The organism is Bacillus sp. FJAT-22090 (assembly GCF_007676755.1).
In the GTDB taxonomy this organism is placed as follows: Bacteria; Bacillota; Bacilli; order Bacillales_A; family Planococcaceae; genus Psychrobacillus.
This window is the reverse complement of sequence record NZ_VEBK01000003.1, coordinates 404,266-429,171: the sequence shown is the minus strand read 5'-3', so window position 1 is coordinate 429,171 and position 24,906 is coordinate 404,266. Positions and strand designations below refer to the sequence as shown.

Below are 24,906 nucleotides of genomic sequence, written 5' to 3'. Positions count from 1 at the left end.
GGCATTTTTGTTATAGGAGGGGTAAAAATGAAAAAGTTTTTAATATTTTTAACCATTTTTTTATGCTTATTTGGTTGTTCGAATAGCGATGAAGCAGTTCAGAAGAAAAATGATATGGAAACGAAAGAACTTAATTTGGAAGAGCAGATAAAAAAAATCTTGAAGGAAAATCAGATAGATGCTAAATCTATAATTTATTATGAGATTAAAGATGCTTATATTTACACAGTTTCCTTGCTATATAATGAAGGTGTGGAACTAGCGATCCTAAAAAGCAATAGCGGTGAATTGAAATGGGTGGGAGGTGGAGAAGGTGCTACAATAGTTAGTGGCGAAGATTCAAAAGTATTTTCGATTATTAGACCAAACAACCAAGTTCCTGATATGAATAGGGTTAAGGAAGTAAAAGTTTTTGGTCGTCCTGCTAAATTACAAGTATATTATGAAGAAATTACGAATGATTTTACAAGTGAACTTAAATATTGGATATCAATCGATGAAAAACAACCGTCTTATACAGATATTGAATTTGTTACTGAAGGATGATTTATTTGCAAGTTTAATATAATAATTTGTCTGTCTTATTTAAACGTCTGATGTTAAGTATTTCTTAAGTATATCCGCCAATTTAGTGTTGAACAATGCAAAAGGCTGAACTAAAAAGGTAATTATGATTACCTTTTAGATCAGCCTTTTTAAATGCTTAACAGTAGCTTTATCTCAACCTCTTTTATTTGTATTCCTAATAAATTATGAAGCAGTTTGTCGTTTTTTACCTCTTCGAATTCCAGCAAGCGTCGGTATACACATACCAACTAATATAACGATTATTCCTAAAACCTGGAGCCATGATAGGGCCTCGCTCAATACGAGCACCGACACAATTACGGCTACAGGTAACTCCATCGCACTTAATATAGAAGATACCGCGCCTCCCACTTTAGGTACTGCAATGACAAAGAAGTAAATTGGGATGATGATACCTAATAATCCAAGAGCCAGTCCGTAAAAGAAAAGCTGTTCTGTAAATAGTTTTCCGTTCCAGATGATTTCAGGGCTTTGGAAGAAGGCGATCATAAGTGCTGCGATAAAGGAAACAAATAATAGGCGGGTTGTTGTATTCATCCCTTCTACTTGTTTCGTGTTTACATTCATATTTAAAGAGAATGAAACTGCAGCAGCAAAACCGTAAACCCAACCTCTCCAATCAATTCCACTCAAATCGACATCAAGAACGCCAGCAGCTAAAATAGTTCCGACAAATAAAATAATGAGAGAGATGACTTCTGGTCTTGTCGGTAATCTTCTTCTCAAAATACAATCAATTAGCGTTCCTATCCATGTAAACTGGAATAGCATTACAACTGCAAGAGAAGCAGGCAAGTAGATAAGGGCCATCCCGTAAACAATTCCTGTAGTAGCCGTAAACACACCAGCTAATAAAATAATTTTAAAGCCTCCATATAAACGTGGAAGTTTTCGTTGTGTAATTAGATATAAAACAAATGCAAGTAAAAAACCTACAATATATTGACTTGAAACTGCTTCGGAGGCGGTATATCCGTCTCCTATGGCGAGTTTTACCATTGTAGATAAAGTCCCATAACAGCTGGCTGCAAAAACAACCATTAAGGGATAAATCCATGATTTCATATATATTTCTCCTTTAATTCGCTTCGACGGTTTTGACCATATGATAAAAAGGTTCTCCAATAATTGTCCAAGGACATACAGTATCAAAACTTAGTCGATTATATAAACTGATAGCTGCATACTTTTCTGTTTCTACATTTAAGGAAAGTTTTCCACCTCCAAAGCTTCTCACTAATTGTTCCGCATAATTTAAAAGCTCGGTTCCGATTCCTTTTCCTCGATAAGTGGGATCTACCACTACTGTGTCTATATACCATTCTCCAGGTAATGTTTCGGGATCTATTTTAACCTTAGTCCCTTTTTTATCAGACAAATATTGTTCCAAATTGGCATCAAGTGTAATTGCTTGTTCTGCAGAATAGAACACAAGAACGCCAGCAACTTTTTCTTCGATTTCCGCGATATATGTATACAGATAAGAATGACGGTTATCTGTACGTGTAAATAATCTCACGAATTCCTTCGTGACTTCTGTTTCCTCTGTTTCCCCAGTTATTTGCATGGCGATATCGCCTATAGCTTCCATAATAAGTGGGACTGCTGCATGTGCATCTTCTGCACGTGCATTTCTAATGTTTATGTCCATTTTGTTCACCTTCCAGCTTTTTATTATAACATAACAAAAGCGTAGGTTCCTATTTCCTACATCGTTCTGTTTGGCAAGAGAAAAAAGTTTATATTTTCTGTTAAACATTTTGAAACCTTTTTGTTCTATATATAGTAGAATAGAGGTAGACAAATAAAGGAGGAATTATTATGGATTTTGATTCTATACCATGGATGCTGATATTACCAATCGCGGTCATCCAATTTGTTCTGATGCTTGTTGCTATTATTGACTTAATCAGAGTAAAGAATACGAACGGTCCTAAATGGTTGTGGGCAATTATCATTATTTTAGGGAGTATTATTGGATCTATTATTTACTTCATTGTTGGGAGACGAAATGAATGAAAAAAATACTTCATATGCAAGGGCTAACAAAAGAATATGGAAAAGAAAAAGCGGTAGAAAATGTTACGTTTTCGTTGAATAAAAATACTTCCACCGCATTAATAGGGCCCAATGGCGCAGGAAAAACGACCACGCTTTCTATGCTAGCAGGACTTCTAAAACAAACGTCGGGGTCAATTATATTGGATGAAGAGATAACAGAGGATATCCGAAAAGTAATTGGATTCTTACCACAGTATCCTCAATTTTATACTTGGTTGACAGCATTAGAATTTACAGAAATGACAGCAAAGTTAAGTGGGGTGGATCCGAAAATTGCAAGAGTTGAAGCAGAAAAAACTCTTGAATTTGTAGGACTTGGAAATGCTAAAAAGAATAAGACGGGTACATTCTCAGGGGGGATGAAACAACGCTTGGGTTTAGCACAAGCAATCGTTCATAAACCTTCATTACTTCTCTTAGATGAACCCGTGTCGGCTTTAGATCCTATTGGGCGAAGAGAAATTATGAATTTGCTTAAAGAATTGCAAGAGACGACTACCATTTTATATTCAACTCATATTTTAAACGACGCAGAAGAAATGACTGATCAGTTATTATTTTTACGAAAAGGAAAATTAGTGGAACAAGGCTCTATGCGCGAGGTAAAGGAGAAATATGCCAATCCTATGTATAAGATGTTTTTTTCCTCTAGTGAAGAGGCAACATCGTTTGTAGAAATGTCTCCTTGGCAAGCAAGACAGGAAGGTCCGATTGCATTTATTCATATGGAGGATGTAAAACCAACGATGAATGAAGTATTACACTTACTAGCAAACAGTAATTTAAATTTATCGAAAGTTGAACGGGCAACTGCCAGCTTGGAAGAAATCTTTTTACAGGTGGTGAATAAAGGATGAGTAACTTTTCAGTTTTATTTCAAAAAGAATGGCGTGAAAATGTTCGGAATTTCAAAATACTTTGGATACCACTAGTGTTTTTATTGTTTGGCATTACGGAGCCCGTGATGAATTATTACTTACCACAAATCTTGGAAGCAGTAGGGAATATGCCAGAAGGAGCAGTTCTCTCTTTTCCAGAACTTACACCTGAACAAATTTTAATGTCCACTATCAGTCAATATCAATTTATAGGAATGTTGGTAGTAACGCTTGGATTTGCTGGAATTATATCAAGAGAACGAAAAAATGGAACAGCAACTCTTTTATATGTTCGACCGATTTCGTTTTCTAGCTATGTAAATAGTAAATTAGCGATAATGAGTATTATTGTGATTGGTAGTGTAATTATAGGAATTTTGGCAAGCCTATACTATACGTATATCCTATTTGGTGCAGTCGACACTGTAGCATTTTTGGGATTCTTAGGAACGTATATTGTTTGGTTATTATTTGTGATTAGCATTATTCTCTTTTTTAGTGCTGCATTATCAACAGGAGCTGCCTCAGTCATTTCACTTGTACTAGTCTTGTTTGTGCAGATTATTGATTCAATAATAGGAACGTATTGGACAATATCCCCTTGGAAGCTGCCAATGTATGCAGGAATTATACTAAATGATGGCGTGGATAGAACACCATATATCTGGAGTATGCTCATCACTTTATTCATAATAATTGTCCTGGTTATTGGCGCTGTCTATTTTGCAAAAAGAAACGTTGCAAAGACAAAAATTTAGAAAAATTCTTAACGAGGTGATAGAGATGCCTACTCGTAATTCCGATCGATTTGTAACTGCTTATAATAGAATCGACCAATTATTAAAAGATATTATAGGGACGCAAGAGCATATGGCGTTTTTTCGATTAATAGACTTTTCCAAGAAAAAGAACGCCACTGTTAGAAGGTACGAAGCAGATTTGCGTGAATACGGTGATCTTCGAAACGCAATCATTCATAATCGTACATCGCTGGAATATGCGATTGCAGAGCCTCATGATGATGTAGTAAAGAATATAGAAGAAATAGAGACAGCCCTCAAGATCCCGGTTACGGTAGGAAGCATGTTTCGAACAAACGTTACAATGTTTCAACAAACAGATTCATTGAGTTATGCACTAAAAGTAATAAAGGACAAAAAGTACAACCAGTTTCCTGTGTATGACGGAACAGAGTTTAAAGGACTAATTACACCCGTAGGAATTACGATGTGGATGGCCAGTACAGTAGAAGCGAAAGATTTTTCAAGAAAAAGATCTACATTGGGTGAAATTCTTGCACATGAAAATAGTAGAGAGAATCATCAATTTATAAACCAGCAAGCATCTGTATATGAAGCATTGGAAATCTTTAAAGAAGCTGTAACGAGAGGCCGTCGTTTAGAAGCACTTCTTATTACAGAAGATGGGAAGCCAAATAAAAAACTTATAGGAATAGTTACTCCAATGAGTTTAATGAAGATAAAGTGAAACTTTCCCTAGTATGGGTATTACAGCATGTTATATCGGAATAAAATAAAAACTTTCGAAAAAGACGACTTTTCTCATGACCTTTTAAGTAAGATAGAAATGGTTATATATTTTGGGAAAAGGAGTGTTTCCGATAGAATCTTTAGAAAAAGAGCAGCTACAAGACAATGCTAATGAGGTAGTAAACAAAACAGCGGGTGAGATGTCGGTAGGGGAATGGCTACTTACGATGCTTATAATGATCATACCTATAGCCAATATTGTCATGTTATTTGTTTGGAGTTTTGGAAGTCCAGACCCGCGTCGCAATTATGCTCGTGCATCACTTATTTGGATGGCTATTAGTATTGCATTCATTATTATTTTCTATGGTGTCATAATAGCATTTATTATTTCAATGAGTTCTTACCAATAAGTTATTTCCCGGGAAATAACAAAATTCGACATCGTAAAGTTTACCTGTAGTCAAATACAGGAGTGCTTTTATAAAAGAAAGCATAAGTTCTGAAGGCGCCACATCCCAATGGGGTGTGGTATTTTTAATATGGTTTTTAAATACGCAACGATTAGTTTACATAGTAGCTACTATACGGTTCTTTACGTTTATGTAGTAATACACATATATTGGAGTAAGGAGATGAAGAAATGTATTTTCCCCAAAAAATTAAAGAAGAACGTCTAAAACATGAAATGTCGCAACAACAGCTTGGTGAATTACTTAGGATTAGTAGACAATCAATCTCAAAATGGGAACGTGGAGAAGGTTATCCTGGAATTGAATCGCTTATTAAACTAAGTGAAGTTTTTGACATTACAATCGACGAATTATTGAAAGGAGATAATCATTTGAAGGAAAAAATCATTGAAGACGGAAAGCAATTAGCTTATCCAAAACTAAAACTATTCTTCGACATACTTCTGATCATCGGTTTACTTTTAGTAGTCGCCAAAATCTTTCTAGCAATCGGAAATAAATTTTGGGACTTCGATATTACATTCTTTCGAGGATCCATACTGTACATGGCAATTCCATTTACTACTTCAATTATCGGAGCAATAGGAAGTGAAACTTTTTCTAAAAAATATAAAGAAAAATAAATGGAAATAAGCTAAGAATTACCTTTTTTAAAAGATAAGAAAGTTTATGAATAATGGAGACTTGTTCAATCCTTTTAAAAGTGAGTAATACTACTGATTTTCGTTGCAGGTGGACACGTTCTACGGGGGAAGCCATAAATCTTGCGTTCAAGTATTTTTGTTATGTTCGTTATAATAGTGAGAGAGGAGTAGATTGGTATGAAAATTGCTTTATTTGGAGCTACTGGTCGGGTAGGAAACGCTATTCTGGCATTGCTTTTGGAAAGTAACCTAGATGTGGTAGTGCTTGTAAGAAATCCAGACAAGTTGCAACCTCATGCAAGGTTGACCGTCCTAGAAGGAGATGCAAGGAAAGCATCGGATATAGAGAATACACTGGACAATGTAGATGCAGTTATCAGTGCCCTTGGAACAGATCAAACTACCGTTTTAACGGAAGCTATTTCACATATCATTTTAACAATGAAGAAAAAGAATATCACTCGTATCATTACGATTGGTACAGCAGGTATATTAGAAAGTAGAGTGGATCCTGGTATTCTTCGTTATAAGTCATCTGAATCTAAACGGAGATCCACTGTCGCTGCAAAAGAGCACCATAAAGTGTTTAATATGTTATGTGAGTCTACACTAGATTGGACAATTATATGTCCTACCTACTTGCCTACCGGAGATGCCACAAATGCATATATAATTGAGCGAGATATGCTACCTATTGGAGCGAAAAAAACAACAACAGGTGATACTGCTTTATTTGCAGTTAAAGAACTAATGGAGAATAAACAAATAGGATACAGAGTTGGAACTATGAGTCCAGAATAATTTAGGAGTCAATATATGAAAAAATGGTTTGTATTAATAATTGTAGCAGCAATTGTGTTATACACTGGAAACAAGTGGGTTAAAACAACTGAAATCACAGTGGAATCGAATGACATTCCCGCTGCTTTTAATGGCTTAAAGATCGTGCAAATTTCTGATTTACATGATGCTACTTTTGGAGAAAAACAAGAGAAGCTTATAGAAAAAGTAAAAAAAGCAAAACCCGATCTAATTTTTATAACGGGGGATCTTATTGATAGCAATCGGTATGACTTAGAAAATAGTTTAGATGCAGTGAGGCAGATTGTATCACTTGCGCCTATTTACTATGTGACAGGAAATCATGAAATTGCTACAAATGACGTCGAGCATATTAAAGCATCATTGACTAATATAGGGGTAGTCGTATTATCCAATGAAGAAAGGATAGTAAAAAAAGATGGAGAACAGCTGCGGATTATAGGGATAGAAGATCCACTGAATGGTGTAACGGTTGCAGATGCATTAAATAGTTTGAAGAAAACAGAGGATTTTACTTTAGTGCTCTCTCATCGACCTGAGACCTTTCAGGATTATGTCGATCGGGATTTAGATGTCGTATTTTCTGGACATGCACATGGAGGTCAATTTCGGATTCCAGGTTTAGGAGGTTTGGTGGCACCAGGTCAAGGCTTGTTTCCAAAGTATACAGCCGGTGTATATGAAGAGGAAAATACGAAAATGATAGTTAGCAGAGGACTTGGGAACAGTGTTATACCAGTGAGAATCTTTAACACTCCAGAGATTATTGTGGTTACGTTAAAGGCTACATAAAAACCCCCTGCATTTTTACAGGGGGTAAATCACTAACTATTATCTTTTCTATCCAGGTTTTCTTTGAATTTACCGGCTTCCTCTTGAGCTTCGCCTTTTAACTTATTTAACTGCCCTTCAGCCTGTAATTCAGCATCGTGGGTTGCTTTTCCGATTTGGTCTTTTGCTTCCCCTTTTGCTTTGTTTACCGTACCTTTTGCTTTGTTTACCGTACCTTTTAATTTGTCTGCTAATCCACTCATGTGTATTCCTCCTCAAACTATGGGTCTATTACGTGTATACCCGAGTGCTAATGTTATGAAACTTTGTAACTTACTCAACGATTTCAAATTGCAGTAGCATTGCATAGAATCTTGCTCCATGACCCTCTGCCGCTTCTAAGAAGTATTTCTCGGTGATCACAAAACTTCCACCATTTCGGTTATCAACGACATATACGTTTGTTACCGGACTATCCCATTCAGAGCCACTAATACCATGTAATTTAAATCCTTCGATTGGTTCTGTCACTGTCTCTGTTTCGGTTACTTTTGTATATTCAGTCGCCAACTTTGTCTCCAAAGACGCCACCATTTCTTTTGGAGAGGTATCTTTAAATTGTTTAATTTCCATTGAAACTTCAGGATATTTATCGTCCAGTGGCTCTTTCGTCGTAATAATATCAGAGCTTTCTCCTTTTATGAGTTTGTATCGTTCTTCATCTATATAAATAATATATTTTGCATCTTTGCCTTCTTGTAAACTAACATCTGTTTTTTCATCTGTTCCTTCAATACTCTGTGTGATTTGTTTCTCGGGTACGAATATGTCTTTAAGTTGTTTTATAAAAGCCAATCCTGTGTCTGTTTGGGTAGTAAACAATAGGAGGATTGCGGCTGCTGCGGCAATCATAATTGGTATAAACTTAGACTTCTTTTTCATCTTTTTTCCCTTCCTGCTTTTTTCCTGAAAAAGCTCTTGGTCTATTTTGTTCCAAATATCTTCCTTTAGTTGATCATCCTTATCCAAGGTGTGCTCAAAAATTTCTTTTCTTACTCGTTCATCCATAGGCTCCATTCTCATTTTCCCTCCATTTCCATCATATTGAGATGCTCTTTTAACAAACTTCTCCCATTAAATAACCGTGATTTGACCGTGTTATGATTCAAGTTTAAAATTCCAGCTATTTCTTTTTCAGAAAACCCTTTTATATATTTCAACAGAAGGGGTATTCGGTATAAGTCCGCCATATTTTGTATGACTGCATATAAATCAGTGGCACTTTCCTTTGAATGCTCCATTAGCTGAGCATTGTTCTCCAGTAGAGAAGTGTCGATCGATATGTTTTTCTTCTCTTTATTTAAAAGTCGATTGCATTCATTGACTAAAATTCTGTAGAACCAAGCACCAAACGAAAGAGCGGAGTCATAAGAAGAAATATGGCGGTATACGCGAATAAAAGCTTCCTGGACCGCATCTTTGGCCAACTCATCATTTCGAGTAATCGCTTTTGCCGTTCGAATTGCGTATCCAGCATATTCTTCGTACAAATGTCGAAAAGCATCCCTATTCCCTTTTTTTATTTCGTTTATAATATCCTCATGCATGAGGTTTGCTCACTCCTTTCCCGGTTTAATACCTTTACTTATATATACCCTTCAAAGGAGGAAAAAGTTTAGTGGATATAAAAAAACTGCTTAAAGTGTTTACTTTAAGCAGTTTGAACGATTATTTAAACCAACCTTTCTCTTTAAAACGGGCAATTGCTTCTATACGATTACCGACATCCAATTTATCCAATATAACAGAAATATAGTTACGAACAGTACCCGTAGTAATGTACAGCTCACCCGCAATTTCTTTAGTATTTTTGCCGTTAGCGATTAGCTCCAGTACTTGGCTTTCGCGTTCTGTTAAAGGATTATCTTCTTCGAATGCCATATCCACTAGTTCAGGTGCATAAATACGGCGACCGTCCATAATTATACGAATAGAGTTAGCAAGCTCCTCACTAGGACTATCCTTCAGTAAATACCCACTGACTCCAGCTTTTCTTGCTCTTTCGAAATAGCCGGATCTTGCAAACGTAGTTAAAATAATGATTTTACACTTATCTTCTTTCAATTGCTCCGCTGCATCTAACCCACTTTTCACAGGCATTTCGATATCCATAATGCAAATATCAGGCTGCAGTTGCTTTATTTGCTTTATTGCTTCTTCCCCGTTGTTTGCTTTCCCGACAACTTCCATATCGTCTTCCAAATCTAAAAGAGAACCAAGAGCACCAAGTACCATTCGTTGATCTTCCGCAATGACAATTCGAATCATGTATTTTCCTCCTGACCTGTTTGTTGAATAACTATGGGAACACGTACATTAAGTGTTGTACCAGTTTTAGAATGAATGTCTAAACTACCATTCACAAAGTCTAGTCGCTCTTTTATACCACGAAGCCCATGCCCTTTAGACCAATCATGGTCCAGATTTAATCCGATGCCATTATCATGAACTTTAAGCAATGTTTCTTTCGTAGATTGTTTAATCGAGATAGAACAAGAGGTAGCACCACTATGTTTGACAATGTTTGTTACCGCTTCTTTTAAGCACATACTCAGTACATTTTCGACAAGTAGTGGGGTGTTTCTGAGCTCTAACGTTCCGCTTATTTTACAAGAAATATCAGCAGCATGTAGTATATGCTTCACGCGAAAGAGCTCATCTTCAAGTTTATTACCTCGCATATTCGCTACTAGTTCCCGTACTTCTTTTAAAACGGAGCGAGCCGTTTGGTTAATATCGTTTATTTCTTCCTTTGCAGCTTCGGGATTCTTTTCGATAAGCCTGCCTGCTAAATCACTTTTTAATCCGATAAGGGAAAGTTTTTGGCCAAGTGTATCGTGCAAATCACGTGCAATCCTTTCTCTTTCCTCAATAATAGTGAATTGGGAAATACGCTTTTGTGCATCTTCTAGTTGTCCTTCTAGTAGCTCCCGTTTATTTCGGTTATATGCGTTGAAGGGCAATAAAATAACGCCGATTAAGCAAATTATTAGAAAAGGTAGATGTGATAGAAAAAGCACTGTTTGTGAAAAGAAACCAATGATAACAGCGGCAATCGTAGCTGCTAAGTGAATACTATAAATGACAAAGAAACTAATCTTTTGCTTTATGTTCCCTATAAAAAAAGACAAAAAAATGGCAAAGTAAATATAGCCAAAAAGAAAAGTCATCGTGACACTTATCGCAATTTCAATGACCATAATCACATATAAAAGCCAGCCATGGGAGGTGAAAGTTAATCGGTAAGCGATAAAAAATAATAGAGTTAAACTTAATCCAACGACAATTTCGAGTGGAGCACTAGACTTAAAAATGAAAAAGAAAGGAAAAATGCAAAAAACTATCCACGCATAAATACTTAGCCAAGGATACTTTGGGAAAATCTGATACCATTTCTGCAACGACGCCACCTACTTTTCTTCATTATAAATCAAAAACCATTCCATTTTACACTGGAATGGTTTTTGCATGGTTTTATTTTCCTTCTAGTGTTGCGTTTTTAGAGTTTAACTTCACTCTTGAATTTGGTTGTTTAAGTAGGTGTTTAATTTCTTTAAAGCTTACAAAGTTTTTGTTCTCTTCATCGAATAAACGAAAGCGAATGGATTGTAAGCTTGTGCGAAGATTAATCGTTGTTGCTTTTTGTAGAGGTGGGGTCGATTCATGTGCTTTTTCCAAGTTATAGTTAGGAACTCTTGGACTTAAATGATGCACATGGTGAAAGCCGATATTGCCTGTTACCCACTGTAAAACCTTTGGCAACTTATAATAAGAACTTCCGTCGACGGCTGCTTTTACATAATCCCATTCTGACTCGTCTTCAAAATAGGAATCTTCGAACTGATGTTGAACGTAGAATAACCAAATTCCTAAAGAACCTGCTACAAATAATATGGTACCTTGAATAATAGCAAATGCTTGCCATCCGATTAGAAAGATCATAAGAGTATATATAACAACCACTAAAACATTGATCAAGTAAGTGTTATTGCGCTCTTTTGGTCGTGCATCTTTGCGATTCACTCGATTACTTACTAGGAATAATAAGGCTGGTCCAAGACCGAACATAACAATCGGATTTCTATATAAACGATAGGAGAGGCGTTTCCAAAAAGTTGCTTCCACATATTCCTCGACGGTCATCATCCAAATGTCACCGACACCACGTTTATCTAGATTTCCACTTGTCGCATGGTGGATATTATGTTCACGTTTCCATTTTTCATAAGCAAATAATGTAATAATTCCAGTGATAGTACCTGTAATATTATTTGCTTTTTTATTTTTAAAGAAAGAACCATGTGTACAATCGTGGAAAATAATGAAAATGCGTACTACAAATCCAGCTGCTATTATAGAAAAGGCGACTGTTAGCCAAACTGAAACATCTAAACTTAAATAGGCTAAGAACCAAAGGATAAAAAACGGTGGAATCGTATTAATCAGTTGAATTATACTTTTTTTCAACTCGGAATTTTCAAATGGCTTTACATTTTTACGTAATTCAAGCGTTTTTTCTCTACTCACTATTATTCCTCCTAAAGAGAATTATTAACCTTACTATAAATGGTCAGAATTATTAGGAATAGGCATAAACGTCAAGTTACAAGTATGACAAGTGTCATATAGGACATTTAGGACAAACAAAAAAAGCTGACCGAAGTAGTCGGTCAGCAATAACTATTTATGATCGATCACGTTTTAACAAACGCAATGTTTCATCGAACTCTTTGTCAATCTCAGGGTTTGGTTTATAAGTCATTAAGCTGACTACGACAGTAACTATTAAAGCTAGAACGAAACCAGGAACAATTTCGTATAATGCACTTGAAAGAGCATCTACCGATCCCCAGATAACTACTGTCACAGCCCCAACTACCATACCTGCTAATGCACCAGATGATGTGATTTTTCTCCAATATAGGGAAAGTAAAATAACTGGACCAAAGGATGCTCCGAACCCAGCCCAAGCAAATGATACAAGCTTCAAGATGGTATCATGATCTCCCCATGCAAGAATTGCTGCAATAATAGAAACTACGAATACAGCAAGACGTCCATAATTTACATATGTTTTGTCAGATGCATCTGTTTTAATAATTGCTTTGTATAAATCCTCGATCAGTGCGGAAGAAGTAACGATCAATTGAGAAGAAATTGTACTCATTACTGCTGCTAAAACTGCTGCAAGCACTAGACCTGCTATAAATGGATGGAAAACAATTTGTCCAAGAGCGATGAAAACAGCCTCTGGATCGGTTAAATTAGCATCTGGATTTTGTGCAAAATATGCTACACCAACTAAGGCAGTAGCTGTTGCCCCGACTAAACTTAAAATCATCCAACCAATACCGATTCGACGAGCTTGTTTTGTTTCTTTTACTGAACTGATTGCCATAAAGCGAACGATAATATGAGGTTGACCAAAGTATCCCAGACCCCATGCAACCGCAGAGACAACCCCTACAAAAGTAGTTCCCGCAAAAAGACTCAGATGTGTTGGATCTACTGATTTAATAGAGTCTACTGTTTCTCCAATACCACCTGTTAAAAACACGCCAAAAACAGGTACACAGATTAATGCAAGAAACATTAAAAGACCTTGTAGGAAGTCAGTATAACTAACTGCTAAAAATCCTCCAAATAGTGTATACGCTACTACAACAGCAGATACAACTAAAAGGCCTGTATGATAGTCAAGACCAAATGAGCTTTCAAAGAAAACTCCCCCTGCTACCATCCCTGAAGATACGTAAAACGTGAAAAATAATAAAATAATTAGACCAGATGCAATACGTAATAAACGTGACGATTGTTTCAGGCGGCTCTCCAAGTAACTAGGAATTGTAATCGAATCATTTGATACTTGTGTGTATACTCGTAGTCTTGGTGCAACGAATAACCAGTTTAAATACGCACCAACCGTTAATCCGATTGCAATCCAAACTTCACCCATTCCTGAAAGATAGATTGCGCCAGGTAACCCCATTAATAACCAACCAGACATATCCGCTGCACCTGCACTTAATGCAGTAACCGCCGGTCCTAATGAACGACCACCAAGCATGTAATCTGTTAAATTTGCAGTTTTTCGGTAAGAATACCAACCGATAACTAGCATTGCGACCATGTAAATAGCTATGGCTGTAATTTGATAAGCTTCTGATGACATATACATCCTCCTCCCACAGTCATCATACCATGTCAAGTAATCTGCTGTAACGATAATTTTAATATTACATAATTTACTAACAATTCTTCTGGTAAAATTGATTTATCATTTCCGTGTTGGGGGTAATACCCATTAATTGAGGATAGCTAAAGCTGGTCAATCATGATATATTTAGAACAAACGTTCTTTTGGTCGAATGAATTACGAAAGGAGATTTTCAATTGAAATTTTTTCATACCGCAGATTGGCATTTAGGTAAACTAGTGCAAGGCGTTTATATGACAGAAGAACAACGCTTTGTACTAAAACAGTTCATTGAAGCAATTGATATTGAGAAGCCAGATGCAGTTATTATTGCAGGTGATTTATATGACAGAGCAGTTCCGCCAATGGAGGCAGTCAATCTACTCGATGAACTTCTTGCTGAAATTGTATTGAAGAGGAAAACTCCTGTCTTAAGTATTGCTGGAAATCACGACAGTCCAAGTCGACTGAACTTCGGAAGTAAACTAATGCAAGAAACGGGATTACATATAGTAGGACGATTAAGTAAGGAGCCGAAAACGGTTATTTTAAATGATAAATACGGTGAAGTACATTTTCATTTGGTTCCGTATACAGATCCCTCTCAAGTACGCTATCTATTTGAAGATGAAACCGTTACAAGTCATCAAGAAGCGATGAGAAAAATTGTAGAAGAAATAAACAAAAATTTAGATACAACAAAAAGACATGTATTCATTGGACATGCGTTTGTAACCCCTTATGGGCAACAGGAGGAAAACACTAGTGACTCTGAACGTCCATTAGCTATTGGTGGAGCAGAATACGTGGAAGCTGCACTTTTCAAGGATTTTCACTATACAGCACTTGGACATTTGCACCAGGCACATTATGTGTTAAATGAGACAATTCAATATGCAGGTTCTCCATTAAAATATTCGATTTCTGAAGAGCATCATAAAAAAGGCTTTTATATAGTTGAATTAGATGGAAATGGGAAAGTGAACTTAGAAAAAAGAATGCTAACTCCTAACAGAGATATGCGTACAGTAGAAGGATTTTTAAATGATATATTACAGCAGCAGCTAAGTGAAGATTTTGTATTTGTAAAATTACTCGATGAAACACCCATTATATCTCCAATGGAACAAATTCGAACCGTGTATCCGAATGCAATGCATGTAGAAAGAAAAGTATTGCAGTCCAATATCCACAAAAACGGTAAAGAGCTGGAAAGCCGACGAAAAATGGATGACTTTACGTTGTTTCAAGCATTTTACGCGGAAGTAAGTGGGAGCTTGCCAACAGAGGAAACAGAGAAACTTTTTAAAGAAGTATTAGAGGACTCAATGGTAGAGGAACGAGAGGAGGGGAATAGAGCATGAAGCCACTTCAACTAAAGATGACTGCTTTCGGCCCTTATAAAATGACAGAAACCATTGATTTTACAAAGTTACAAGACAACCGTTTGTTTGTCATTTCAGGTGCCACAGGAGCCGGGAAAACTACTATATTTGATGGAATTTGTTTTGCATTATATGGATCAGGGAGTGGCGAAGATCGTCGTGACACGAAAATGATGCGAAGTGATTTCGCAACAGACGATGCGCACACATCTGTCGAGTTGTTATTTGAGATAAACGGCCGCCAATATCGTATTTTACGACAACTTCCTCATGTGAAAAAAGGAAACAAAGGCGCTACAGGTGAGCGCTATGAATTTTTTCAAGTAGTAGAAACAAAAGAGGTTCCTGTTGTAGAAAGACAAATTATTTCAGAAATCAATAAAAAAGTAGAAGAAATAATTGGCTTATCACAAGACCAATTTAGTCAGATTGTTATGCTTCCTCAAGGAGAATTTAGAAAACTGCTCACTTCCCACACGGAAAATAAAGAAGCGATTTTACGTAAAATATTCAAAACAGAGCCATACAAAATGATTAGCGAGAAGCTGAAAGACAAAAAAGTGGCTGCGGAAACAGACCTAAAAAAAGAGGAAATGATACGAAATAGTTATACGGAACAAATTCTAGCGTCTTTTCCCGTCCGAGAGTCCAGTGTATTTGAATTGATTGAGTCAAGCAGCTTTAATACGTATCAATTAGTCGAGGCACTAAGCGAAGAAACTAATTTTTACAAAGAAAAGATTCAAAGAGACGAACATACCTACAAAGAGGCATACAACACACACAAAACTAAACAAGCAGCTTTTTATGAAGCTAAGACTATAAATGAGCAGTTTTTAGAGTTAGAGGGCAAAGAACAGAAACTCGAAAATTTAAAAGGGCAATCGGAAGAGTTTGTGAATAAGCAAAACATGCTAGAAGCAGCCGAACGAGCAAGCACGATTGAAGCGGTTGAAAGCTATTATATGGAACTGCAGTTGGAAAAAAACAGTAAGAGAAATTTCCTTGAAGTTGCTAGAAAAGAATTGGCAATAGCAGAAATGGCTCTAAAGCAAGAGGAAGCAATGTATGCAACTGAGGAGAGTAAAAAAGAAACACGTGAAAAAAGTGTAGAAACAGTTATTCAACTGCATGGATTGTTGCCTTTGTTTGAAGAGCTAGAATCGAAAAAAAGTGAAATGAATGCGTTAGAGAAGAGTACAGGCTTGTTAAATAGTCAACTGGAGGAGAAAATAGCATTCTTCTTAAAAGTAAAAGAAGAAAGTGCTGTCCAAAAAGAAGAAATGGATAAGCTTGAAGAGTTAGTAGAGCCACTTGACATAAACGTACAGAAACTAACTGAATTAGAAGCTCAACTCACAGTACTCCAAGAATATAAAACATATGAAACAGAACTAAACTCCCTTATAGAAGAAGAAGCTTACCAGCAAAAAACATTTGTCGAAATGAAACATGCATATATTATAGAAGAACAAAAATGGATGGGTAACCAAGCTAGTATTCTTGCCTCTAAACTAGTATCAGGTGAACCCTGTCCTGTTTGTGGGAGCAAAGAGCATGAACCAATAAGCACTTCTGCTCATGAGCAAGCTGTGGATGAATCTGCCTTACAACAACTAAAAGAAAAATTGAATAAACAGGAAACGCGTTTCTTAACGATTCATGCTCAAAAAGAAACATCTGAAAAACAACTTCAAAAACTTACTGAACGGATCGAAGAGCTTCAGATAGGTATTTTGCAAACAGAGCAGTTGAATGAGCGTGTAAAAATTATGCAAGATGATGTTAAAGCACTCCGATCGGCGAAAAACAAGCTACTACTATTAAAGCAACCATATAAAGAGCATGTTGCTAAATTGGCAATACTGGAACAAGATAGAAAACAGCTCGAAATGACCTATCAACAACAACATAGTCTGTTCGAGCAAGCAAAAGCAGTGTATGAATCGAAAAATGAATCCATTCCTGCACATATACCAAACTTACAGGAGCTTCAAAGACAGCTAGCTACCGCAAGAAAATATAGAACTCAGCTGGAGCATGCTTGGGAAGAAGCACAAAAAAGGTTAAAGGCCGCTAATGATTCATTTATGAAAGCTAGCTTAACCGTTGAGCATGCAGTCACTGCCGAACAAGAAATCACGAAAAAAAGAGATAAGGCAGCGATCAACTTCCAAGAGGCATTAACAAAAGCTGCGTTTGAATCTACTGAAATATACTTAGCTGCAAAACTAACCGAAAAAGAACGGACATTGCTAAAAGAACAATGTACAGAGTATAGACAAACGATGCATACATTAGAAGAGCAAGTAAAAGAACGACGGGAACAATTAGCTTCGAAGGTGAAAGTAGAACTAGTCCCACTCGAGGCTGAGCTTGTACAGTTAAAAGAAACGTACGAACAAGCTTTAACGGCTTTAAACAGTACGAAAGAATATGAAAAGGCTGGCCGTATCTTAGAAGAGAAACTTGCATCCTCAAGTGAACGAATTGCTGCTTTAGAGCAATATGTGCATCGAATAATCGATTTATATGACATATTAAGAGGTCAAAACCCCTTGAAAGTTTCATTCGAGCGATATGTTCAAATTGAATATTTGGAACAAATCGTTGCTGCAGCAAATGAAAGGTTAAAGCATATGTCGAATGGACAGTTCCAACTAATCCGAAGTGAACGTCAAGAAACCCATGGTAAACAAAGTGGACTGGGTCTAGATGTGTATGATGCATATACAGGTCAAACAAGAGATGTTAAAACTTTATCTGGTGGAGAGAAATTTAATGCATCTCTTTGTTTAGCACTCGGAATGGCAGATATTATCCAAAGCTTCCAAGGAAGTATTCGGATTGACACTATGTTCATTGATGAAGGATTTGGATCACTTGATGAGGAATCATTGAACAAAGCGATCGATACACTAGTTGACTTACAAAAGTCAGGCCGCATGATTGGTGTTATTTCACATGTGGCAGAACTTAAAGCTGCTATGCCGGCCATTTTAGAAGTCGAGAAGCTTAAAGAGGGGTATAGTAAAACAAAGTTTTTCATAAAATAAAAAGGGAAGTCTATCTACTAGACTCCCTTTTTCTATACTCGTGTTTCTTCTTAATAACTATTAATAGTATTTAAAAATTCCTCTTCGCTATACACACTAAGCATGTTTAAAGCGGTATAGCCTTGCGGGTCTTCAATTGTTGGATTAGCTCCATATTCATAAAGGAGCGAAGCCATCTCAAAGTTTTCGCTTTCCAATGCAGCTGTTAACGCATTCGTGTAATCATCCACTGTATTTGGATTAGCTCCTGCCTCCAATAGTATTTCTACCATTGCTATATTGTCTCCGTATATTGCATAATGGAGGGCAGTTGTCTGCTCCGAATCCATTTCCTCTAAATCAGTACCATTAGCTAGGAGATATCTAACTTTTTCCTCATCTCCATCTGAAACAGCTTCCATTAAAGGGGTTAATGTTAATGAATAATCGGTACTTAAGTAATCCTCCTCGGAAGATTGTTCATCAAATACGCTTCCGGAAAATAAACTTGCATACGTGAAAGCCCCAGCCGTAATAAAAGCTATAACCGCAAAATAACAAACAAAGAAAATGCCGAAAAATGCACCAATACCAAGAGCAATTTTGCCTGAGTTGGAGTAGTAATTAGGTGTACCTTCTATTTGCATAAAGCTTCCAACAGATTGGATTCGTTTAGGTAAAAGTGGATGACTGGATAATATTTCGCTTAACCATACAGCAACATTCGATTCCGTATGAATTTGCTCCAAATATGCATCTTCGTTTACCTCTGTGTATAATTTTTTTCCAACTCCAAGAATCGTAAGAGCTTTTTTAGCAGCCACTCCATTTTGTATATAGTAGGCCGCTTCCCGATCACAAGTATATTCACAGGATCTACTATATGCTTGAGAAAGAAATGGAATAAACTGTGCAGGCATGATTAAAATGTTCTTCCACACATGTCTTCTTTTTACATGGGAAAGCTCATGCGCGATGATAAAATCAAGCTCTGCTTCTCCCTGTTCTCTAGCAAGCTCAAAAACTTCCGAATAAATAACTACCATATTTCTACCTAAAAATCTTGTTGCGAATGCGTTAAAGGCACCTTCCGAATGAATAACGAACACATCAGGAACTTTCTTTAAGTTCATTTTTTCGGCTAAAGACACAACACGTTCATAAACGTCAGGGAACTGCTTTTCACTAATACGTATCCCATTGCCACGAATGGATCCAAGCATAATAACATTTGCATACAGCAAAAGAGCGAACAGAACTAGTAAAATAGCAATCCCGAATAAAGATACGATAGCGAGTATGTATAATAGCAAACTAAAAATAATGCTAATAACGAAATATGGCATTTCCCTATTAGATTGTAACCCTATTGGCGTCAAATTTATAACCTCCCTAAAAATATTTATAAACTTACCAAATTATGTGTATTTTGTCAAATTGAAATATTGAATAAAAAGGATATTTTCAAGTGTTTAGAGCGTCTTTCACACATTCCCCACACCCGACATATTATTTTGAGAAGAGGTGGTGAAAAATGCGCGATGAAAAAGGGAATGTACTCTATGATCCCTATGAAACGGAACAACAAGAATGGAAGAAACAGCAAGTAAAAGAGCGGGCAAAACAGCTATTGACGATCATCTCTCCTATTTTTCTACTATTGCTTTGGGAAACTTGTTCACGAACGGGAATACTTGATATTCGATTTTTTCCACCACCGTCAGCAATTGTAACGACATTTTTCGACCTAGCAGCGAGTGGTCAGCTATGGACACATATATCGGTATCTTTATATAGAATCGCGGCAGGTTTCTTACTCGGTGTAATCCCAGGAATCATAATTGGTCTATTAATGGGATTATATGCACCGATCCGTCACTTCATTTCCCCTATAGTGATGGCTCTTATGCCAATACCTACACTTGCATTATTACCAATCATTATTATTTTCTTTGGGATCGGAGACTTTTCAAAAGTAGTAACAATAGCTGGAAGCGTATTTTTCCCAGTTGTCATAAATACAGTCGCCGGGGTTATGAATATAGAAAAAGTACATTTAGATGTAGCAAAAAATTATGGAGCAAGTCCAAAGGATTTTTTCTTCAAAATTGCATTTCCAGGGGCTCTTCCTGTGATGCTAGAAGGTATTCAAATGGGGCAGGCGATTGCATTACTAACAATAGTTGCGGCGGAAATGATGGGAGCCACATCTGGAATAGGGTATTTAATATGGACTTCTTACAAAGCGTTTATGCTAAAAGAAATGTTTGTTGGTTTAATACTCATTTCCTTTTTTGGATTTCTATTCTCCCTTTTCTTACGTGGGCTGCAAAAGAAAATCGTCCCATGGAGGTGAGTGATTGAATAATAACGTGAAAATTTCCATTGATGACTTAACAAAAGTATTTTATAAGAAAAATAATAGTGTGACAGCGATTAAAAACGTATCTCTTGAAGTAGAAGAAGGGGAATTTGTCTGTATAGTTGGACCAAGTGGTTGCGGTAAGACGACCTTATTACGCATATTGGCAGGGTTAGAGCATCCAAGTTCTGGTGAATTTACAATTGCGACGGAGTCAGATTTTCGTCCCTTACAGTCGATGGTTTTTCAAGAAAAAGGGGTTATCCCTTGGTTAACAGTAGAAGAAAATGTGGCATTTGGTCTCCATATGCGACATCTTCCGAAAGAGTTTATTCATAAGCAAACAAATTACTATTTAAAAAAAGTGGGACTAAGCAACTTTTCCAAGCTATATCCGAAAGAGCTTTCAGGGGGGATGAAGCAGCGGATAAGTATTGCAAGAGCATTTGCAAATGACCCTGAAATTTTACTCATGGATGAACCGTTTGCAGCACTCGATGAACAAAATAAATTCATTTTGCAGGAAGAATTGCTATCTATTTGGTCGGAAACGAAAAAAACGGTGTTGTTTATTACACATAGCATTGATGAAGCATTGCTACTAAGTGACAGAATTATATTAATGAGCGCGCATCCTGGAGAAATTGTAAGAGAGATAAAGGTACCTATCCCAAGACCGCGAACGATGGAACAAGTGCGTGCAAACGCAGAGATGGCGGAGCAGTTCATCATTATATGGAATCATTTACAACAAGAAGTACAGCGATCTAGAGGATAAGGGAGGAAATTCGTGAAAAAGCGTTGGTTGATACTGCTTGCATCCGTAATGCTTCTATTAGGTGCGTGCAGTTCAAAGGAAAAGGAAAGTTCGAGTGGAGTAGATAACGAGGTAAATAAAGATAATCCGTCAGGAGATTTAGCGCCACTGGAAAAGAAGACTAAAGTTATTATTGCAGAAGATGGGGCTGCATCTGGAGCTGGCTTTTATATTGCAAAAGAAAAAGGGTATTTCGCAGACTATAATATCGAAGTAGAATTTGCACAGTTTGCAAATAGTGACGAAATGCTTCCAGCCCTTGCGTCTGGCGAAGTAGATATTGCAGGAGGGGTATCGACAGCATCTTTTTTTAACGCCATAGCGCAAGGGATCGACGTAAAAATCATCGCTGATAAAGGACATAATGTTCCAGGAAAATCGTATTTTACATTCGTAATCGGCAATCATATGAAAGATGAGATTAAAGAATACAAAGATTTTAAAGGTAAACGTATTGCCATATCTTCTAAAAACTCAATAGACGAATATATTTATTTAGAAATGTTAAAACACGCTGGCTTGACGCAGGACGATGTAGAATTTGTGTTACTTGGGGATTTCGGAAGTATGCTAGGTGCTATTGAAAATGGTTCAATTGATGCAGCACTACAAATTGAGCCGTTGATTGCACAAGGTATCGAAAATGGGTTTCATGTACGTTTTGGTGATGCAACCGACTATGCTCCGGAATCACAAATTGCGCTCGTCCTTGGATCTCCGAAGTTCATGAATGATGAGCAAGATGTTTCTCTCCGCTTTATGGCAGCTTACCTAAAAGGTGTTCGTGATTACAATGATGCTTTTATTAAAGGAGAAGGCAAAGAAGAAGTCATCGACATTATGACAAAGCATACATCGTTGAAAGATGCAGCATTATGGGAAAAAGTATTTGTAACAGGTTTAGATCCAGATGGTAAAATGTTTTTAGATGATATCGTAAAACAATACGATGCATATAAAGCTAATGGTGCAATTAGTGGTGATATTGACTTTGATAAGGCTGTTGATACGTCTATCACCGAAAAAGCAGTAGAGATTTTGGGAGCATACGAGCGATAAAGCGTCCGGTTATATTGGGCGCTTTTTTCTTACATTGTACTTTATTGGAAAGAGTATAATACAATGAGGTCAAATGACGTATGAATGAGGTGCGTGAAAATGGTGAGTGTTTTAGTAGATGCGGATGGGTGTCCAGTAGTAGACTTAACAATTGCGGTTGCGAAAAAGTTTAATCTAAAAGTTACTTTGCTATGTGATACAGCACATTATATGCAAAGAGAAGGTGCGGAAACGGTCATGGTCTCTAAAGGTGCCGATGCGGTCGACTTTGTTCTTGTGAATAAAGTAAAAAAAGGAGATATTGTCGTTACGCAAGATTACGGACTTGCCGCCATGGTGTTAGCGAAACGAGGATTTGCAATAGACCAAAACGGACGCTGGTATACAACGGAAAATATCGACCAGCTGTTAGATAGTCGCCATATCTCGAAGAAAATCAGACAAGCAGGAGGTCGGTTACGAGGACCGAAGAAGCGTCAAAAAGAAGACAATGAGAGATTTGAGAAAGGCTTTACAGAATTGTGTAAAGTTGTAATTGAAAACTGACTGTTTTGAAATCTATCGAAATAGTTAACATCCACCTGTAATTTTGTTACACTATAAAATGGACAAAATTTTGAAAAGGTGGAGTAAAAAATGGAAACAAATGCATACAGAGTATTACTTTACTATAAATATGTCCCAATTGATGATCCAGTAACATTTGCGCAAGAACATCTTGCTGCTTGTAAGGAAATTGGGTTAAAAGGGCGTATTTTAGTATCAGATGAAGGAATTAACGGCACATGCTCAGGAACGATTGAACAAACCGATGCATATATCGATATGATGAAAGCGGACGAACGTTTTGCTGACATGGTGTATAAAATAGATGAAGCGGAAGGACACGCATTCAAAAAAATGCATGTTCGTCCGAAAAGAGAAATCGTTCATTTAGGATTGGCGGAAGACATTAATCCAAATGAATTGACAGGGAAATACCTTTCTCCGAAAGAATTTTTTGAGCAAATGCAAGCAGAGGACACGGTTGTGATCGATGCACGTAATGACTATGAATTCGACCTAGGACATTTCCGCGGGGCTATTCGCCCTGATATTCGCAACTTCCGTGACTTACCAGAGTGGATGTTAGAGAATAGAGAAATGTTCGAAGGTAAAAAAGTCTTAACATATTGCACAGGTGGAATTCGCTGTGAAAAATTCTCAGGATGGCTTGTACGCGAAGGCTTTGAAGACGTTGCTCAACTGCATGGTGGTATTGCAACCTACGCAAAAGACCCAGAAGTTCGCGGACAATTATGGGATGGTCAAATGTACGTATTTGATGAGCGTATTGCTGTACCGATCAACCAAGTAGAACATGTAGTGGTAGGGAAAGATCATTTCAGCGGAGAGCCTTGTGAGCGTTATGTAAACTGTGCAAACCCAGACTGTAATGATAAAATTCTTTGTTCGGAAGAAAACGAACATAAATACCTTCGCAGCTGTTCACACGAATGCCGTGTACATCCACGTAACCGCTATATCGTAGAACACAATTTAACAGACGAAGAAGTAGAAGCAAGATTAGCTGTTATTCAAGAAACCGTATAAAAAGTAAAATCTCGCCTTGCCCAAAAGCAACGCGGGATTTTTTTATTACGGTACTGTTACTGGTGCCAAGTACCAGTAACAGTACCGTAATAATAGAGGGATACGAGGATAGAGGTGTGAATATAATTTTTATAAAGGGGAATTGCTTATACATATCGAATAGTAGTATAGAGTTCGTTTTTAACGATGATTGATAATTAGAATGGGGGAACGTATATGGCAATCGAAGTGAAGAAAATTTCAGATTTGAAAGAAGTCGACGTATCCAAACTAATTCAAGAAAGTGAAAAGGAAGGATATCGTTTTGTATCAAGGCTTGTATCAGAATATAAGGACGGTACGAATCGATTTAGTGAACAAGGAGAAGCACTTTACGGAGTGTGGGACGGGACAGATCTAATTGCGATTGGTGGATTAAATAGAAATACAACAGGTACAGATGACAACTCGGCAAGGCTGCACAGGTTTTATACGCTTCCAGACTATCGTAGAAAAGGAGTTGGAAGTGAATTGTTTAAAGTGATTTATGATAACGCAAAAGGACAGTTCAACGAAATCACGACTAAAACAGAGTCCTCAAAGGCTGATGCTTTTTACCGAGCAAATGGATTTGCATTTGATGAACGATCGCCTGACACTACACATGTGTTGAGCTTAGAATAGAAGGGATCT

General features: G+C 37.0%; 27 protein-coding genes. 17 read left to right on the top strand and 10 right to left on the bottom strand.

Going from position 1 to position 24,906, the window contains the following annotated elements; all coding sequences use genetic code 11:
* Positions 1-27: 27 nt before the first annotated feature.
* Complete coding sequence (locus FS486_RS07005) at positions 28-546, top strand: hypothetical protein (RefSeq protein WP_144510589.1); 519 nt, start codon at positions 28-30, stop codon at positions 544-546.
* A gap of 204 nt (positions 547-750) precedes the next feature.
* Here FS486_RS07005 and FS486_RS07000 read toward each other — a convergent pair whose 3' ends face one another.
* Both FS486_RS07000 and FS486_RS06995 read right to left on the bottom strand, forming a co-directional pair.
* Positions 751-1,653: an EamA family transporter gene (locus FS486_RS07000; protein ID WP_144510588.1), complete on the bottom strand. Its 903-nt coding sequence runs from the start codon at positions 1,651-1,653 to the stop codon at positions 751-753.
* A gap of 13 nt (positions 1,654-1,666) precedes the next feature.
* Complete coding sequence (locus FS486_RS06995; RefSeq protein WP_144510587.1) at positions 1,667-2,239, bottom strand: GNAT family N-acetyltransferase; 573 nt, start codon at positions 2,237-2,239, stop codon at positions 1,667-1,669.
* Between the two features lie 170 nt (positions 2,240-2,409).
* On the opposite strand from FS486_RS06995, the gene FS486_RS06990 reads away from it, so the two are divergent.
* The 8 genes from FS486_RS06990 to FS486_RS06955 all read left to right on the top strand — a co-directional run bounded on the left by FS486_RS06990 (position 2,410) and on the right by FS486_RS06955 (position 7,748).
* Positions 2,410-2,607, top strand: a complete 198-nt coding sequence (locus FS486_RS06990; protein WP_144510586.1) for a PLDc N-terminal domain-containing protein — start codon at positions 2,410-2,412, stop codon at positions 2,605-2,607.
* Positions 2,604-3,506 (top strand): ABC transporter ATP-binding protein, encoded by a 903-nt coding sequence (locus FS486_RS06985; protein ID WP_144510585.1) that lies wholly within the window; start codon positions 2,604-2,606, stop codon positions 3,504-3,506. Before FS486_RS06990 ends, FS486_RS06985 begins: the two co-directional genes overlap by 4 nt.
* Positions 3,503-4,285 (top strand): ABC transporter permease, encoded by a 783-nt coding sequence (locus tag FS486_RS06980; protein WP_144510584.1) that lies wholly within the window; start codon positions 3,503-3,505, stop codon positions 4,283-4,285. The genes FS486_RS06985 and FS486_RS06980 overlap by 4 nt, the downstream gene beginning before the upstream one ends.
* Before the next feature lie 25 nt (positions 4,286-4,310).
* Positions 4,311-5,015, top strand: a complete 705-nt coding sequence (locus FS486_RS06975) for a CBS domain-containing protein (protein WP_144510583.1) — start codon at positions 4,311-4,313, stop codon at positions 5,013-5,015.
* Between the two features lie 124 nt (positions 5,016-5,139).
* The gene (locus FS486_RS06970; RefSeq protein ID WP_260858044.1) at positions 5,140-5,430 is read left to right on the top strand and encodes a hypothetical protein; all 291 of its coding nucleotides are present in this window, start codon (positions 5,140-5,142) and stop codon (positions 5,428-5,430) included.
* 230 nt (positions 5,431-5,660) lie between these two features.
* Positions 5,661-6,113: a helix-turn-helix domain-containing protein gene (locus tag FS486_RS06965; protein ID WP_144510582.1), complete on the top strand. Its 453-nt coding sequence runs from the start codon at positions 5,661-5,663 to the stop codon at positions 6,111-6,113.
* Positions 6,114-6,311: 198 nt separating this feature from the next.
* Complete coding sequence (locus FS486_RS06960) at positions 6,312-6,935, top strand: NAD(P)-dependent oxidoreductase (RefSeq protein WP_144510581.1); 624 nt, start codon at positions 6,312-6,314, stop codon at positions 6,933-6,935.
* A gap of 15 nt (positions 6,936-6,950) precedes the next feature.
* Positions 6,951-7,748 carry a metallophosphoesterase gene (locus FS486_RS06955; protein WP_144510580.1) on the top strand — a complete coding sequence of 266 codons (798 nt, stop codon included), beginning with the start codon at positions 6,951-6,953 and terminating at the stop codon, positions 7,746-7,748.
* A 32-nt stretch (positions 7,749-7,780) separates the two neighbouring features.
* On the opposite strand, the gene FS486_RS06950 is transcribed toward FS486_RS06955, so the two are convergent.
* The 7 genes from FS486_RS06950 to putP all read right to left on the bottom strand — a co-directional run bounded on the left by FS486_RS06950 (position 7,781) and on the right by putP (position 13,959).
* Positions 7,781-7,990 (bottom strand): CsbD family protein, encoded by a 210-nt coding sequence (locus tag FS486_RS06950; RefSeq protein ID WP_144510579.1) that lies wholly within the window; start codon positions 7,988-7,990, stop codon positions 7,781-7,783.
* A gap of 70 nt (positions 7,991-8,060) precedes the next feature.
* Positions 8,061-8,804, bottom strand: a complete 744-nt coding sequence (locus FS486_RS06945; RefSeq protein ID WP_186321384.1) for a hypothetical protein — start codon at positions 8,802-8,804, stop codon at positions 8,061-8,063.
* 2 nt (positions 8,805-8,806) lie between these two features.
* Positions 8,807-9,334 (bottom strand): RNA polymerase sigma factor, encoded by a 528-nt coding sequence (locus FS486_RS06940; RefSeq protein ID WP_144510577.1) that lies wholly within the window; start codon positions 9,332-9,334, stop codon positions 8,807-8,809.
* A 121-nt stretch (positions 9,335-9,455) separates the two neighbouring features.
* Positions 9,456-10,055, bottom strand: coding sequence for a response regulator transcription factor (locus tag FS486_RS06935; RefSeq protein WP_144510576.1), 600 nt, complete (start codon positions 10,053-10,055; stop codon positions 9,456-9,458).
* Positions 10,052-11,188 (bottom strand): sensor histidine kinase, encoded by a 1,137-nt coding sequence (locus FS486_RS06930; RefSeq protein ID WP_144510575.1) that lies wholly within the window; start codon positions 11,186-11,188, stop codon positions 10,052-10,054. Before FS486_RS06930 ends, FS486_RS06935 begins: the two co-directional genes overlap by 4 nt.
* Positions 11,189-11,261: 73 nt before the next feature.
* Positions 11,262-12,314, bottom strand: a complete 1,053-nt coding sequence (gene desA / locus FS486_RS06925) for a Delta(5) desaturase DesA (protein WP_144510574.1) — start codon at positions 12,312-12,314, stop codon at positions 11,262-11,264.
* A gap of 157 nt (positions 12,315-12,471) precedes the next feature.
* Positions 12,472-13,959 (bottom strand): sodium/proline symporter PutP, encoded by a 1,488-nt coding sequence (putP, locus tag FS486_RS06920; protein ID WP_144510573.1) that lies wholly within the window; start codon positions 13,957-13,959, stop codon positions 12,472-12,474.
* Between the two features lie 221 nt (positions 13,960-14,180).
* Here putP and FS486_RS06915 point away from each other — a divergent pair, with 221 nt between their 5' ends.
* Both FS486_RS06915 and FS486_RS06910 read left to right on the top strand, forming a co-directional pair.
* Positions 14,181-15,347 carry an exonuclease SbcCD subunit D gene (locus tag FS486_RS06915; RefSeq protein WP_144510572.1) on the top strand — a complete coding sequence of 389 codons (1,167 nt, stop codon included), beginning with the start codon at positions 14,181-14,183 and terminating at the stop codon, positions 15,345-15,347.
* Positions 15,344-18,424: an AAA family ATPase gene (locus FS486_RS06910; RefSeq protein ID WP_144510571.1), complete on the top strand. Its 3,081-nt coding sequence runs from the start codon at positions 15,344-15,346 to the stop codon at positions 18,422-18,424. The genes FS486_RS06915 and FS486_RS06910 overlap by 4 nt, the downstream gene beginning before the upstream one ends.
* 50 nt (positions 18,425-18,474) lie before the next feature.
* On the opposite strand, the gene FS486_RS06905 is transcribed toward FS486_RS06910, so the two are convergent.
* Positions 18,475-19,782: a M48 family metallopeptidase gene (locus FS486_RS06905; RefSeq protein WP_260858043.1), complete on the bottom strand. Its 1,308-nt coding sequence runs from the start codon at positions 19,780-19,782 to the stop codon at positions 18,475-18,477.
* 155 nt (positions 19,783-19,937) lie between these two features.
* On the opposite strand from FS486_RS06905, the gene FS486_RS06900 reads away from it, so the two are divergent.
* The 6 genes from FS486_RS06900 (at position 19,938) to FS486_RS06875 (ending at position 24,897) form a co-directional block, all read left to right on the top strand.
* Positions 19,938-20,759, top strand: a complete 822-nt coding sequence (locus tag FS486_RS06900; RefSeq protein ID WP_144510570.1) for an ABC transporter permease — start codon at positions 19,938-19,940, stop codon at positions 20,757-20,759.
* A gap of 4 nt (positions 20,760-20,763) precedes the next feature.
* Complete coding sequence (locus FS486_RS06895) at positions 20,764-21,543, top strand: ABC transporter ATP-binding protein (protein ID WP_144510569.1); 780 nt, start codon at positions 20,764-20,766, stop codon at positions 21,541-21,543.
* Positions 21,544-21,591: 48 nt separating this feature from the next.
* Positions 21,592-22,641: an ABC transporter substrate-binding protein gene (locus tag FS486_RS06890; protein ID WP_144510625.1), complete on the top strand. Its 1,050-nt coding sequence runs from the start codon at positions 21,592-21,594 to the stop codon at positions 22,639-22,641.
* Between the two features lie 99 nt (positions 22,642-22,740).
* Positions 22,741-23,187 carry a YaiI/YqxD family protein gene (locus FS486_RS06885; protein WP_144510568.1) on the top strand — a complete coding sequence of 149 codons (447 nt, stop codon included), beginning with the start codon at positions 22,741-22,743 and terminating at the stop codon, positions 23,185-23,187.
* A gap of 90 nt (positions 23,188-23,277) precedes the next feature.
* Positions 23,278-24,234, top strand: coding sequence for an oxygen-dependent tRNA uridine(34) hydroxylase TrhO (trhO, locus tag FS486_RS06880; RefSeq protein WP_144510567.1), 957 nt, complete (start codon positions 23,278-23,280; stop codon positions 24,232-24,234).
* Positions 24,235-24,450: 216 nt separating this feature from the next.
* Positions 24,451-24,897, top strand: a complete 447-nt coding sequence (locus tag FS486_RS06875) for a GNAT family N-acetyltransferase (RefSeq protein WP_144510566.1) — start codon at positions 24,451-24,453, stop codon at positions 24,895-24,897.
* The last annotated feature ends 9 nt before the right edge of the window (positions 24,898-24,906 follow it).